Source organism: Herbihabitans rhizosphaerae, from assembly GCF_004216555.1.
In the GTDB taxonomy this organism is placed as follows: domain Bacteria; phylum Actinomycetota; class Actinomycetes; order Mycobacteriales; family Pseudonocardiaceae; genus Herbihabitans; species Herbihabitans rhizosphaerae.
Genome location: NZ_SGWQ01000001.1, coordinates 727,236 through 740,385 on the forward strand (window position 1 = coordinate 727,236; position 13,150 = coordinate 740,385).

Annotated in this window: 13 protein-coding genes; 6 read left to right on the forward strand and 7 right to left on the reverse strand. The window is 70.1% G+C overall.

The genetic code is table 11. From position 1 onward, the window contains the following. Positions 1-3 precede the first annotated feature (3 nt). Both EV193_RS03715 and EV193_RS03720 read left to right on the forward strand, forming a co-directional pair. Positions 4-1,248: an RNA polymerase sigma factor gene (locus EV193_RS03715; RefSeq protein WP_130342894.1), complete on the forward strand. Its 1,245-nt coding sequence runs from the start codon at positions 4-6 to the stop codon at positions 1,246-1,248. Positions 1,249-1,278: 30 nt separating this feature from the next. Continuing rightward, positions 1,279-1,647 carry a glyoxalase superfamily protein gene (locus EV193_RS03720; RefSeq protein WP_130342490.1) on the forward strand — a complete coding sequence of 123 codons (369 nt, stop codon included), beginning with the start codon at positions 1,279-1,281 and terminating at the stop codon, positions 1,645-1,647. Here EV193_RS03720 and EV193_RS03725 read toward each other — a convergent pair whose 3' ends face one another. From EV193_RS03725 to EV193_RS33090, 5 genes are all read right to left on the reverse strand, one after another. Beyond that, positions 1,648-2,121, reverse strand: coding sequence for a hypothetical protein (locus EV193_RS03725; protein WP_130342491.1), 474 nt, complete (start codon positions 2,119-2,121; stop codon positions 1,648-1,650). A 25-nt stretch (positions 2,122-2,146) separates the two neighbouring features. After that, entirely contained in the window at positions 2,147-4,927 is a 2,781-nt protein-coding gene (locus tag EV193_RS03730) for a polymorphic toxin type 28 domain-containing protein (RefSeq protein ID WP_130342492.1), read from the reverse strand. 106 nt (positions 4,928-5,033) lie between these two features. Beyond that, positions 5,034-5,495, reverse strand: a complete 462-nt coding sequence (locus EV193_RS03735) for a hypothetical protein (protein WP_130342493.1) — start codon at positions 5,493-5,495, stop codon at positions 5,034-5,036. 113 nt (positions 5,496-5,608) lie between these two features. Then, on the reverse strand, positions 5,609-6,229 hold the full coding sequence (locus EV193_RS33085) for a hypothetical protein (RefSeq protein WP_165401205.1): 621 nt from the start codon (positions 6,227-6,229) through the stop codon (positions 5,609-5,611). Positions 6,230-6,405: 176 nt separating this feature from the next. After that, positions 6,406-7,413, reverse strand: a complete 1,008-nt coding sequence (locus EV193_RS33090) for a hypothetical protein (RefSeq protein ID WP_165401206.1) — start codon at positions 7,411-7,413, stop codon at positions 6,406-6,408. Between the two features lie 265 nt (positions 7,414-7,678). On the opposite strand from EV193_RS33090, the gene EV193_RS03750 reads away from it, so the two are divergent. The 3 genes from EV193_RS03750 to EV193_RS03755 are packed head-to-tail and all read left to right on the forward strand — an operon-like array spanning position 7,679 to position 10,248. Continuing rightward, positions 7,679-8,284 carry a hypothetical protein gene (locus tag EV193_RS03750; RefSeq protein ID WP_130342496.1) on the forward strand — a complete coding sequence of 202 codons (606 nt, stop codon included), beginning with the start codon at positions 7,679-7,681 and terminating at the stop codon, positions 8,282-8,284. 15 nt (positions 8,285-8,299) lie between these two features. Next, the gene (locus EV193_RS33095; RefSeq protein ID WP_165401207.1) at positions 8,300-8,503 is read left to right on the forward strand and encodes a hypothetical protein; all 204 of its coding nucleotides are present in this window, start codon (positions 8,300-8,302) and stop codon (positions 8,501-8,503) included. Next, positions 8,500-10,248, forward strand: coding sequence for an ATP-binding cassette domain-containing protein (locus EV193_RS03755; protein ID WP_165401208.1), 1,749 nt, complete (start codon positions 8,500-8,502; stop codon positions 10,246-10,248). Before EV193_RS33095 ends, EV193_RS03755 begins: the two co-directional genes overlap by 4 nt. Here the strand turns inward: EV193_RS03755 and EV193_RS03760 are convergent. Then, positions 10,243-10,839, reverse strand: coding sequence for a cysteine hydrolase family protein (locus EV193_RS03760; RefSeq protein ID WP_130342498.1), 597 nt, complete (start codon positions 10,837-10,839; stop codon positions 10,243-10,245). The two genes, EV193_RS03755 and EV193_RS03760, sit on opposite strands and share 6 nt — an antisense overlap. 63 nt (positions 10,840-10,902) lie before the next feature. Here EV193_RS03760 and EV193_RS03765 point away from each other — a divergent pair, with 63 nt between their 5' ends. Continuing rightward, entirely contained in the window at positions 10,903-12,531 is a 1,629-nt protein-coding gene (locus tag EV193_RS03765) for an ABC-F family ATP-binding cassette domain-containing protein (RefSeq protein ID WP_130342499.1), read from the forward strand. An 18-nt stretch (positions 12,532-12,549) separates the two neighbouring features. On the opposite strand, the gene EV193_RS03770 is transcribed toward EV193_RS03765, so the two are convergent. After that, on the reverse strand, positions 12,550-13,119 hold the full coding sequence (locus tag EV193_RS03770; protein WP_130342500.1) for a TetR/AcrR family transcriptional regulator: 570 nt from the start codon (positions 13,117-13,119) through the stop codon (positions 12,550-12,552). Positions 13,120-13,150 lie beyond the last annotated feature (31 nt).

The window sequence follows — 13,150 nt, forward strand, 5'->3', positions numbered from 1 at the left end:
CCGTTGTCCGACAGGCGAATCGAGGACGTCCTCCGCGAGCTGGCGCCCCAGGTGCTCGGCGCGGTGGTGCGCCACTACGGGCAGTTCGACGCGGCCGAGGACGCCGTGCAGGAGGCGTTGCTCGCGGCCGCCACCCAGTGGCCGGAGGAGGGCGTGCCGGACAACCCGCGCGGCTGGCTGATCAGGGTCGCCTCGCGCCGGCTGACCGACCAGATGCGCAGCGAGTCCTCGCGCCGCCGACGCGAGGACACCGTGGTCGCGCAGACACCGGCCGACGAGCTGCTCGCGCCCGGTGCGGACCTCGACCGGCACGGCGACGCCGACGACACGCTCGTGCTGCTGTTCCTGTGCTGCCACCCCGCGCTGACCCCGCCGTCGCAGATCGCGCTTACCCTGCGTGCGGTCGGCGGCCTGGCCACCGAGGAGATCGCCAAGGCGTTCCTGGTGCCGGAAAGCACGATGGGACAACGGATCTCGCGGGCCAAGCAGCGGATCAAGGACTCCGGAGTGGGGTTCGTCATGCCGCCGGACAGCGAGCGCGCCGAGCGGCTGCGCACTGTGTTGCACGTGCTGTACCTGATCTTCAACGAGGGCTACGCGTCCACCTCCGGCCCGGTGACCCAACGGGTCGAGCTGACCGCCGAGGCGATCCGGCTCGGGCGGGCCGTGCGCGGGCTGCTGCCCGAGGACGGTGAGGTGACCGGGCTGCTCGCGCTGATGCTGCTCACCGACGCGCGGCGGGACGCGCGGGCCGAGCCGGACGGCACGCTGATCCCGCTCGACGAGCAGAACCGCGCGCTCTGGGACGGCGAGGCGATCGCCGAAGGGGTGGCGCTGGTGACCGAGGCGCTGACCCGGCCGGGCGTCGGGCCGTACCGGCTGCAGGCCGCGATCTCCGCGCTGCACGACGAGGCGCCGACCGCCGAGGAGACCGACTGGCCGCAGATCCTCGCGCTGTACGGGGTACTGGAATCGTTGCAGGACAACCCGATGGTGACGCTGAACAAGGCGGTGGCCACCGCGATGGTGCACGGTCCGCGGGCCGGGCTCGACCTGGTGTCCACTTTGGACGACGACAAGCGGCTCGCCAAGCACCACCGGGTGGACGCCGTGCGCGCACACCTGCTGGAGATGCTCGGCGACACCTCCGCCGCGCGTGAGGCGTACCGCACGGCGGCCCGCCGCACCGCCAGCCTGCAGGAGCAGCGCTACCTCGAGATGAAAGCCGCGAACCTCGCGGACCTGTGATTTGTCGGTTCCGCGTGGCAGGCTTCCGCCATGGACTTCAAGCTCGAACTTATCGCCGTGCCCGTATCCGATGTGGACAGATCGAAGGCGTTCTACACCGAGAAGGCCGGGTTCAACGCCGACCACGACCACCAGGTCAACGACGAACTCCGCTTCGTCCAGCTCACCCCGCCCGGATCGGCGTGCTCGATCTCGATCGGCACCGGAGTCACCGACGCCGAGCCGGGCTCGGTGAAAGGCCTGCAACTGGTCGTCGAAGACGCCGACGCCGCGCACGCCGAGTTGGCCGGGCGTGGCGTCGAGGTCAGTGAGGTCCAGGAGTTCCCGTGGGGCCGCTTCGTGTTCTTCAGCGACCCCGACGGGAACGCCTGGGCGGTTCAGCAGATCACCACCCGGTGATCAATCGCCGATGTCGGGCTGCAGCGTGGAGACGAACTTCTGAAAGTCCGGCACCACGGTGGCGAACTGATCCTCCGTGGAAGTCAGAATCGCCCTGATCACGACCGCGCCGGGCATCGCGAGGTACACCTGCGACTGCACGAGTTCCAGCACGACATCGTTGACCGGCGTGGTGAGCCGGAGCAGTTGGGTCAGCCCGGGTGCCTCCGGACCGCCCACCTCCTCCCGGTTCACCACGGTGGTCTCCTGCGTCGCCGCCGCGAGATCACGCGCCGACGCGTCGGCCAGGTCGGCCAGTGTCGCGTCCGGCCTGCGGTCACCGTCGATCGTGATGTTCGCGGTGAACCCCGACCCCTGCGTGGCGAGGTTCAGCGCGACGAACGCCGCCCCCTCCGCACCGACCTCGTCCGGCGACACGGGTTGCCAGCCCTCCGGCAGCTCGAAGCTGATCAAAATCGGCAGCTCGGTTGCCATGGCCATCTCTCCTTGGTGAGTGGTCTCAACGGCGGCCACGGTTGCCTCCCCTGGCCTTGTTCGACTTCTTCGTCTTGCCCTTCTTCGCGGTGCTCTTCTTACCCTTGTTGGCCTTCTTGACGGGTACACCCTTCTTCGCCTGTCTGGTGACGTCCGCCGTCGCGGCACCGTTCGGCGGCGCGTTGACCAGGCCGGCACGAACCGCACCGTCACCGATGGCCTCACCGGCGGCCACGGCCGCCGCTCGTGCCCTGGCCACGTCGAGCGAGAGATCGAACCCTGCCTCGGCGCCGACGCCGAGCGCGGCGCCGCCCTCGCCCCTGAGATGCCACAGGCCGTCCGCGCCCTTCCCCGCGGTGACGTGGCCGCGGGCTCCGAGACCGGCCATCACGCCGGCGTTGGCACCGACCCCGATCCCGGCGACATCGACCTGACCGCGAATACCGAGCTTCGCACCGCCGATCGCATCTCCGGCGGCGGTGAAGCCCTCCTTGTTCGACCTGAGGCTGCCCTTCGCCTCGGCGCCGACCACGATGTTGCCCTTGACCCGGCCACGGACCGGGCCACGCTCGAGGTCAACCTTGGCGTCGCCCTTCCATCCGCCGCTGAACTTGGCACCGGCCTCGGCGGCCGGACCGGCGTTGTTGTGCCGCCACCCCGTGTCGGTGAACTTCCGCCCGACGCCCCAGCCCGCACCTGCGTTCACCGAAGCATCGGCGCCGAACTGGCTGGTGGCCTCTCCCCTGCCGCCGAGGAGCGGCCACGTCCGCTTACCGGTGACCGCACTGGCCTCGGCCTCGAAGAGCTTGCCCTCCGGGTCCTGCTTCCGCTCGCGCTTGGTCTCCCACAGCGACGGCGCGCGGTTGCCGGTCGGCGCCGGGAGACCGGTCGATCTGCGAGTGAAGTCGTCCGGAAGCGCGGCGTCGTCCACCCGACCCTGCACCTCCGCATGGGACGGTGCCTGCCTGGTCTCTGACCTGGTCCATGCCGGCGGACCGAGCCGCTCCCCGTCGAGCGTCGCGGAGATCGGCCGGAACGTCGACGGCGCCGCACCCGACGGGATCGGAACGCCTCGACCACCGGCGTCACCGTTGGCGGGCACCCCGCTGTCTACCTTCGCGCCCTGCGGCGCGACGGCGCCCGGAACACCACCCCTACGGGATTGGTTCGCACTCGAACCGGCGGTGCCGCGAGCGGGAACGCCGCTCTTGGCCTTGCGTCGGTTTGCCTTGCTGCGCGGTGCGTCTGGCCCCAAGCGCGGCAGGAAGCCCTCGGAACGGTCGAGCAGCTTGCTCGCCTCGCCGAGTTCCGCCTCCATCTTCTTCTTGTCCGCGTCGGACGTGCGCGAGTCGTCCAGCTTCTTGTTGAGCCAGTCGATCTGGTTCAGCAGACCCCGCTGGGAATTCTGCACCTCGTCAACGTGGTCATAGGGCACACCGGTCTTGGCCTTCCTCTTCACGACCTCACCGCCGGACTCACGCCGGGCGCCGTCGAGGTCGGAGCGCTTGAGGTGCTTCTTGTGCTTGTCGGTCTGAGTGGGCTCCCCCTTCGTCTTGTCGTTGTTCTTCCGGCCCGCGTCCTTGCGGGAGATGCCGACCGGGGGCGCGCCCCGGTTCGAGCGGGGACCGGTGCCGCTGTCCCCGTTGGAGCCGGAGTCGCCCCTGCCGCCGCCGTTTCCGCCGCCGGGACCGTTTCCGCCTCCGCCTGGGCCCTTGCCACCACCGCCGGGACCCGCACCGCCGGGACCGCTGCCCTTGCCGGACGAACCGCCGGTCCCCCGACCGGTGCCGCCAGAACCCCGTGCCGACTCGGGCGCGGATCCGCTCGGGCCGTCCGCTCGGGATTCATCGGTGGCCGGAGCCCGGTCGCCACCACGGCCGGCCGACCGCCCCGCGTCGGCCACCGAACCAGCAACCTTCGCCGGCTTGGTGACCTTGCCAAAGCCGACGAGATCGCCGATGAACTCGCCAGTGGTGGAAGAGGGCGCCTTCGTGAAGTCGTCAAAGGCCTGCTTGCCGTTCTCCACGACCTTGTTGAGCGATCCCTTTGGGTCGTTCTTGATGTCGTTGGCGGTTTTCGCGACACCATTCCCGAAATCCTCGACACCTTGCACGATCTCCTGCTGGGCCTTCTTGTCACCGCCTGACGCGCGATCGAGTGTGTCGAAGGCCGACGCGGCGGCCTTGCCGTTGTCGTACACGGACTTGTACACACCCGCGTGAACGCGGGTCCGCATGGTGACAGGGTCAGACAACTTGTTCGGGTAAGCCCTCTCCTTGTTGCCCTCGCGCTCGGCCCAGTCCCTGACCGCCTTGAGCCCATACCCGATCGCACGCTCGGCCGAGTCCTCGGCCTTGAGCAACCCCTCACCGATCTGATCGCGAAGGCTCTTCTCCTGCGGTTTCGGTGCCGTTTTGGGCGCAAACGGCCCGTACACCCGCTTGGGGGGCTGTGCCGTCTGCCGCGCGGCACGCACATCCCGCGCCTGCTGGGCCGCACGCTCCGGCGTCGGACCCTGCGACTTCCGCGCCTGATCAGCCCGCGCCAACTTCACGTCCCGCGCCTGCTGCGCCGCGCGCTCGGGGGTCGGGCCCTGCAACGGCTTGTTCGTCGACGTGAACTTGCTCGCCGAACTCGAACTGGCCGCCTTCCGATCACGCGCCTGCTGCGCCGCACGCTCCGGCGTCGGGCCCTGCAACGACTTCTTCGTCACGTTGGAGTTGGTGGAACTCGACTTCGTCACCTTCCGGTCACGGGCCTGCTGCGCCGCGCGCTGCGGCGTCGGACCGGTGTCGCGGCCCTTCACCGCATCCGACTTTGTTGAGGTGAACCTCATGCCCGAGTCCGAACTCGCGCTACTCGCCTTCCGATCACGCGCCTGCTGCGCCGCACGCTGCGGTGTCGGACCCTGATCACGGCCCTTCACCGCGTTCGACTTCACCGAACCGGTCTTCTTGGCAGAACTCGAACCGGCCGAGTTCGTCCTCTTGGGTGAACTCGGGCCGGCCGGGGTCGCCTTCTTGGTCGAACCCGTGCTCTTCGTCGAGGTACTCTTCTTGGTCGGACTCGAACTCTTCGTCGAGCCGCTCGACTTCTTCGCGCCGCCTGACGAACTCGACTTCTTGGCCCCACCGGACGAGCTCGACTTCTTCGAGCCGCCCGACTTCGAAGCACTGGACTTCGCACCGCTCGACTTCGCGGCCGGCTTGGACGCGGCGGAAGCCTGCGGCGCGGCGCGATCGCTGACGCCCGACCCGAACAACGTGAACAACACAGCGACCGCACCACCGGCCAGCGTGTAGTACACCCATCGCCGCGACGACCAGCGCCTCGGTACGACGGCCGCCGATCGGCTCAGTTCGGTCGGCCCCCATACGGCGGACAACACCCACAGCAGCAGTGCACCCAGCAGGATGCACCACGCCAACGGCACCAACATCGACCAGTCCATCGGCTCACCCCTTCCCTGTCGTCTGGACAGACCTGGTCACTTGTGCGCCTTGTGGCACTGCTTCTTCACCGGCTTGATCGTCTTCTTGACGGACTTCTTGGCCGGCTTCGAGTCGTGCTTCACGACCTTCTTATGCACGACGTTCTTGATCGCCTTCTTCGCCGGGACGGTGATGGTGCACGTGCAGACCTCCTTGGCCGGCGTCGTGTAGACGACGTGCACGACCCGCTGGGTCACCGGCCGGGTCTGCACGGTCCGGACCACCGGCCGCTTCGTGGCGACCCGCTTGGTGATCTTCTTGACCGGCCGCTTCTGGGTCACGACCTTCTTGGTGACCTTCTTCTTGGTCACCTTCTTCGGCGCCGGCTTCTTGGTCGTCTGCTTCGACGGCGGCGGCAGAATCTTCGGAGCCGGCGCGGGTGCCGGGACCGGAACAGGCGGCGCCGGCACGGGCAGCGGCAGCGGGGCCGGAGGGGCCGGCGGCACGAGGACCCCGGCCTTCGGGGTCGCGCTGGCCGCCGGGGCGGACGCGCCGAACCAGTTCCAGGCCAGACCACCGGTCAGCAGCAGACCGAGTACGGCGACGGCTCCGACGAGCCACGGGACGGCCCGGCTACGACGGTGCGTGCTGCCGGTGTCGTGCGATGAGTCGTGCATTGTGGTCCTCCTGATCGGGGTGAGTCTGTCGGTGGAAATCTCGCCCCGATCGGTCAGCACCGGGTCAGACCGCGCTCCGATCAGATTCAGAAGTCGCGAACGCACAGGTCAGCGGACACAAGAACGCGCCGCCCGCGGTGATCCGCGAGCGGCGCGATGTGTGGGGGCGCAGGTGATCAGATCGGCATGCCCGTTCCCGGGTGCGGCAGATCGCACGACTTGTGCTTGCCCGACTTCTTCGCCTGCTTCTTGTTGCTCGGCTTCACGTCGGACACGACCTTGTCGAGCGCCTTTTCCAGTCGCTGTTCCACCTTCTTCGTGAGCTCCGGGTTCTTCTTCACCAACTCGGTCACGTGCTTCACCACACGGTCGGCGATTTCACGGATCTTCTTTTCCGGGTCGACGGTGGGAATGGGCAGCGGGACCGGCTTCTCGTAGCCGCACACCGGCAGGTACGCCTTGCACGTCGGCTTCGCGGGCTTGGCGGGCTTAATCGGCTGCACGGGCTTGACCGGTTTGATCGGCTTGACCGGAAGCGGCTTGAGCGGAGGAACGTTGTCGCACAGCGGCAAATTGATCCGCTGATCCCGCTTCGGATTGCACGCGGGAAGCGTGATCGGCTTGCCCGACCCGATCGTCATGCTGACGCCGTTCACCGTGACGGTCCCCGTGCCGCCGCCGCTCACCTTCACGGTGGCCGACGACGTCGCGGACGGTCCCGCGGCCAGCGCCTTGACCGGCTGGGCCTTGACCGATTGCGCCTTGACCGCCGGCGCGGGCTTCGTCACCACCGGCGCCGGCTTGGCGGCGGCGAGCACCGCGACAGGGGCCGGCTTCACGGCCGGCGCGGGCACGGCCTTCACCGGCGGCGCCGGTGGCGCGGCGTTCACCGCGGGAACCGGCCTCGGCGGCGCGGTGGTGACCGCGATCGGCCCGATGAACGGACGACCCTGCGGCGCCGGGTTCAACTCCTTCGGCGGGATCGGCGCGACCACCGACACCGGCACGGGCGGCGGCGCGGGCGGTAGCGGCGCGACCGGCGTGCCGGCCCGCGCCTGCGGCGTTTCGTCCAGCATCGTCGCCGCGGCGACGCCGACCCCGACCAACATGAGACCGCCGGCGACCGCGTACATCGCGAGCACCGACCTCGACCGTTGCACCATCTCGACTCCCGAGTAGTTCATCCGTGGCCGGAACACCCCCGGCGAACCGCGACGTTCGCGCGCGCCGGTATCAAGGCGGTCAATCGGCCGGGTCAAACCGGACCAGAACCGGTCAAACCGCAGGTCAGCGGCGTTCCCAAGGCGCGCGACCAGGCGAGTTCCCCGAGCCGGGCCGGCAATCGGTCAATCGGCGCGATCCGAGCGCTTGACCACGGCGAGACCTCGCGTGAACCGCCCGGCGACACGGTCTGCCCAGGCAAGTTCAGAACACGATCTGGGAGTGAACATGGCGCTCGAGTCGATCAAACAGTCCAGGCCCGCGATGGTGATGACCTCCATCGTCGCCGGTCTGTTGATCTTCGCACTGGCATTCGGCGCGGTGCAGTTGTTCAGCGGGAAGGAGACCCCGCCCAAGGCGTCGGCCTCGCCGGCGAACCGGCCGACACCGATGCCGCTGACCCCGCCGCCGCCCGCGACGCCGGTCTCCGGGCCGCTCCCGCAGGGCGCGCCCGCCGCCCTGCCGCTGCCGCCGGCGCCACCCGCCAAGGCCCCGGCCAAGCGTCCCGCCAAGCCGGTCAAGAAGGCGCCCAAGAAGGTCGTCAAGCGCAAGACCGTCAAGCGCGCGCCGGTCGGCAAGGCGAAGAAGAAGACGGTCCGCACGGTCAGCTGCGTCTGCACGACGAAGGCCCAGACGAAGCAGAAGGCGCAGCGGAAGATCCAGCGCCAGGTCCCGGTGAAGACGATCGTGCGCACCGTGCCGGTCGTGCACACCAAGATCGTCCACGTGCCGGTCGCCGTGCCGACCAAGCCCGCGTTCATCACGTTCACGACGAAGAAGTCGCACGACAAGAAGTACCAGCTGCGAATCGACCTTCCCATGTTCAAGTTCTGATTCCAGGAGACCACGATGCCGAAAGCGCTGCACAGGATTCACGTGGCGCCCGCGGAAAGCGAAACGCCGGCGCCCTATGAGAAATGGGATTCGACTCCGGGATTGCTGTTCCTCGCGGTACTCGTGGCAATGCTGATCGCCGCGGCCGGCGCCGGCACCGCCTACCTCACCGCGCCGGCCCCGGAATCAGTGCGACAGCAGGAGAGTGCGACACCGTGAACACCACGAGAAGCGGCGCGCGAATCGCCGGTGCGGCGGTGTGCACGATCCTGTCGAGCGCATTGTGTGTTCTGCTCGCCGCACTGCTCGCGATCACCGTCGATTCGGTGATCGCGAGTGGATCGGTGGACCGGCTCGGCGTGCTGGCGGTCATGGCCGCCGTCGCGGTGATCGTCCGGCTGGGGCTCGGCAGCGCCCGCGAGGCGATGCTGGCACCGGTGCGGGCGCGCACCAGGGCAACCGGGCTCGGGGCGGTGTTCGACACCGCGGCGGCGCTGCCCTGGCTCGCCGGGTTCGTGGTGATCGCCGCGGACTTCGGGTTGATCGTCACCGTCGCGCTGATCGTCCACATCGGACTGATGCTCAGCGGGGTCAGGCGGGGCGCGGCACACGACGCGGTGCACGGGCTGATGGTGATCGCGGTGCTCGGGTACGGCACGCAGCAGGTGCTCGCCGAGCAGTTGTCCACCGGCCGGATGCTCGCCTTCACCGTCGCCGCCGCGATCCTGCTCGCGCCGCTGCGACAGGTCGCCGCCGACGCGAGGCTGCCGAAGACGATCGCCGCGCTGCTGCCCAACGGCGGACGGGCCGAGATCATCGAGCTGACCGGGCGGGTGGAGCTGCGCAAGGTCGGGTGGGACGGGCCGCCCGCCGTTCGGGACGTGTCGCTGGACTGTCCGGCCGGCTCGTTCGTCGCCGTGGTCGGCCGCTCCGGCTCGGGCAAGTCGACCCTGCTGCGGCTGCTCGCCGGCGGGCACCGGCCGACCAGGGGCAAGATCAGGTTCGACGGCGTGGACATCGCCGAGCTGAACGCCGGCCGCGGGTACGTGCCGCAGCACCCGGAGATCGTCGCCGGCACGATCGCCGACAACATCGCAATGGACGCGCCGGCCGCCTCGCAGGAGGACATCGCGTGGGCGGCGACCACGGCCGGCCTGAACGAGGAGGTGCTGCGGCTGCCGGACGGCTACCGCACCGTGCTCACCGACGGCGGCGCCGAACTGTCCGGGGGCCAGCGGCAGCGGGTGGCACTGGCCAGGGCGTTGGCCGGCCGCCCGGCGGTACTGCTGCTGGACGACGCGACCAGTGCGCTCGACGAGGCCGCCGAGGCCGAGGTGCACGCCGCGCTCGCCCGGGCCGGGTGCACCCGGATCGTGGTGGCGCAGCGGGTGTCCACGGTGCGGCGGGCCGATCAGATCGTCGTACTCGACCGGGGGCGGATCGCCGAGCGCGGCACGCACCTGGAGCTGGCCACGGCCAATGGTGTGTACCGCGAACTGTTCGGACTGCGAACGGCTTCCGCGCCGGCCGGCACCGCGCGGCGCCCGAGGCGGGTGTCACCGGTGCCGACCGAGGTGCAGTGGAGCGAACTGCAACGGGATCCGAAGGCCGTGGCGGCACTGGCCGACCAGGGCGAGGTGCGGGTGCGCCGGCGCGACGGCGAGGCGCTGGTGCTCACCCGGCAGGACCAGCGGGACGCGCTGGTCGGCGGTGCCGCGCTCACCGCGCGGGCGTTGCGCAGCGTGCTCTACCTGGTGGACGAGCCGCGTGCGGCGGCGGCGCTGGCCGAGGAGTTCCCGTGGCTGGACGTGCTGGCGCCGGCCGAGCGCGCCCGGTTCACGGCCGAGTTCGTGCGCACGTGTCAGGCGTCGGCGGAGCTCGGCACCTGGTCGGCGATCACCGCGCTGGTCGCGCGCTGGAAGTCGATCGCCACCCAGTCCGCCGCACTCGAGGGCACGTCATGAGGCGAGCGCGGCCACCGCGTCGTTCGCGCCGAGGCAGCCGGCCGTGGTCAGCTGCATACCGTCCAGCGCGGCGAGGTGCGCCGCTTCCGACGCCGCGGTCACGCAGTCGCGCACCGGGTGCACGGTGAGCCCGAGGTCGGTGCCGTGCCGGGCGGTCTGCTCAACGGTCAGGTTGGTCGCCACCCCGGTGATCAACACGGTGTCGATCCCGCGTTCGGCGAGCACGGCGGGCAGGTCGCTGCCGGCGAGGCCGGACAGCTTCTGGTTGTCCACCACGAGATCCGCCTGCGCGCGCATCTCCTCGATCAGCGCGGTGCCGGGAGCGTCCGGGCGGAAGGACTCCTGCGCGTCGCCGACCATGGTCATGAACGGCGTGTTGCGGACCAGGCCGCCCTCGCCGGCCGGGATCGTGAACCTGACGAAGATCACCGGAACGTCGAGGGCCCGCACGTTGTCGTGGAACCGCCTGGCGCAGCCGACGACACCGCTGCGGGCCACCGGTTCGGCGAGCATGCCGCCGAAGAAGCCCTCCGGCTTGATCACGTTGACCTGCCAGTGCAGTGCGAGCACCGCCGTGCGCCGCTTGTCCATGCATGCTCCTCGGTCGCTCAAATTCGGTCGCCAGGAACAGTAGGGCCACCTACCGTCATCGTCATGGGACACGTGGACGTGAGCGGGCTGAGCTTCGTGCTCCCGGACGGACGCGTGCTGCTCAACGAGGTTTCCTTCCGCATCGGCGACGGTGTGAAGGCCGCACTGGTCGGGCCGAACGGCGCGGGCAAGACGACGCTGCTGCGCCTGATCGGCGGCGACATCGACCCGGCCGACGGCGGTGTCGCGTCCTCCGGTGGGCTCGGTGTGATGCGCCAGTTCGTCGGCGGCATCCGGGACACGACCACCGTGCGCGATCTGCTGCTTTCCGTTGCGCCGCACCGGGTTCAGGCCGCCGCCACGGCGGTCGCGGACGCGGAGGCGACCGTCGAGCGGGCCGACGACGAGCGCAGCCAGATCCGGTACGCCCAGGCGATCACCGAGCTGGTCGACGCCGGCGGCTACGACCTCGAGGTGACCTGGGACGCGTGCACGATGGCCGCGCTCGGCATCCCGTACGACGAGGCGCAGGCCCGTTCGGTGGGCACCCTGTCCGGCGGCGAGCAGAAGCGCCTCGTGCTGGAGGCGCTGCTGCGCGGCCCGGACCAGGTGCTGCTGCTCGACGAGCCGGACAACTACCTCGACGTGCCCGGCAAGCAGTGGCTCGAGGAACGCCTGCGGACCAGCCAGAAGACCGTGCTGCTGGTGTCGCACGACCGCCAGCTGATCGCGAACGTGGCCGACCGGATCGTCACCGTCGAGTCGCGCAACGTGTGGATCCACGGCGGCGGGTTCGCCACCTACGCCACGGCGCGCGAGGAACGCATCGCCCGGCTGGACGAGCTGCGCCGGCGCTGGGACGAGGAGCACAAGAAGCTCAAGGTCCTGGTGAACACGTTGCGCCAGAAGGCTTCCTACAACGACGGCATGGCTCCGGCGTACAAGGCGGCGCAGACCCGGCTCAAGCGGTTCGAGGACGCCGGCCCGCCGGAGACGCCGCCGCGCGAGCAGAAGGTGCGCATGCGGCTGCGCGGCGGGCGGACTGGCAAGCGGGCGGTGATCTGCGAGTCGCTGGAGCTGTCCGGGCTGATGCGCTCGTTCGACACGGAGATCTGGTACGGCGAGCGGGTGGCCGTACTGGGCTCGAACGGCTCGGGCAAGACGCACTTCCTGCGGCTGCTCGCGGAGTCCTACGGTCCCGATCCTCGGCCGTCGGTCGCGCACACCGGTGTCGCGCGGCTCGGTGCGCGGGTGGTGCCCGGCTACTTCGTGCAGACGCACTCGCGGCCGGACCTGCACGGCCGCACCGCGTCGGAGATCGTGATGGCCGAGCACGCGCTGACGCTCAACGAGGCGATGATGGCGCTGGCCCGCTACGAGCTCGCGGCGACGGGGCGGCAACTGTTCGAGACGCTGTCCGGCGGGCAGCAGGCGCGGCTGCAGATCCTGTTGCTGGAGCTGTCCGGCGCGACGCTGCTGCTGCTCGACGAGCCGACCGACAACCTGGACCTGGCCAGCGCGGACGCACTGCAGCACGGCCTGGAGTCGTTCAAGGGCACGGTGCTCGCGGTGACCCACGACCGCTGGTTCGCCGCCGACTTCGACCGGTTCCTGATCTTCGGGTCGGACGGGCAGGTCTACGAGGCCGACGAGCCGGTGTGGGACGAGGGCCGGGTGCAGCGCGCCCGCTGACCGTCCACTCGCGACTGTCTATTGTGGACAGTAGGTGGTCAGCAGGATGGTCAGGTTCGCGCGCAGGTCGCGCAGTGGGCGGGTCGATTCCATCGCGCGCGCCTGGATGATCGCGCCTTCGAGCGCGCTGATCACGAAGCCGGACGCCGAGCGGGCGAGCGGGCCGGGCACGCCCTGCCCGACCAGCGCCGCGCGGAGGATCTCCCGCCACGCGGCGAACGCCTCGGCCGCGGCGGCGCGCGCTCCCCCGTTCTCGGAGGGCGCGAGCGCGGCGGCGGCGATCGGGCAGCCCATGCCGTAGTCGGAGGCGCGCAGCGCCTTCTCCCACCAGGTGACCAGCGCGTCCACCCAGTCGGCCGGCGTGCCATTCGCGGTGATCGACTCCAGCTTGGCGGTGACCTGCTCGCCGGCGTGCCGGGTGGCGTGCTCCACGAGTTCGGCCTTGCCGCCGGGGAAATGCTGGTAGATCGAGCCGCGCGCGGTGGTGCTGTGCTCCAGCAGCTCGGTCACACCGGTGGCGTGCACGCCGCGCTCGCGGATCAGCGTCACCGCGCTGTCGATCAGGCGCTGCCGCGGTCCGGATGTCACCCAGGTCTCCCTCACTCGGTATAGACCGACC

Bases quoted from the DNA above. Each gene is read 5' to 3' on its own strand.
- EV193_RS33085 (WP_165401205.1), bottom strand. From the start codon at position 6,229: ATGCACGACTCATCGCACGACACCGGCAGCACGCACCGTCGTAGCCGG.
- EV193_RS03750 (WP_130342496.1), top strand. From the start codon at position 7,679: ATGGCGCTCGAGTCGATCAAACAGTCCAGGCCCGCGATGGTGATGACC.
- EV193_RS33090 (WP_165401206.1), bottom strand. From the start codon at position 7,413: ATGAACTACTCGGGAGTCGAGATGGTGCAACGGTCGAGGTCGGTGCTC.
- EV193_RS33095 (WP_165401207.1), top strand. From the start codon at position 8,300: ATGCCGAAAGCGCTGCACAGGATTCACGTGGCGCCCGCGGAAAGCGAA.
- EV193_RS03720 (WP_130342490.1), top strand. From the start codon at position 1,279: ATGGACTTCAAGCTCGAACTTATCGCCGTGCCCGTATCCGATGTGGAC.
- EV193_RS03725 (WP_130342491.1), bottom strand. From the start codon at position 2,121: ATGGCAACCGAGCTGCCGATTTTGATCAGCTTCGAGCTGCCGGAGGGC.
- EV193_RS03760 (WP_130342498.1), bottom strand. From the start codon at position 10,839: ATGGACAAGCGGCGCACGGCGGTGCTCGCACTGCACTGGCAGGTCAAC.
- EV193_RS03765 (WP_130342499.1), top strand. From the start codon at position 10,903: ATGGGACACGTGGACGTGAGCGGGCTGAGCTTCGTGCTCCCGGACGGA.
- EV193_RS03735 (WP_130342493.1), bottom strand. From the start codon at position 5,495: ATGGGGGCCGACCGAACTGAGCCGATCGGCGGCCGTCGTACCGAGGCG.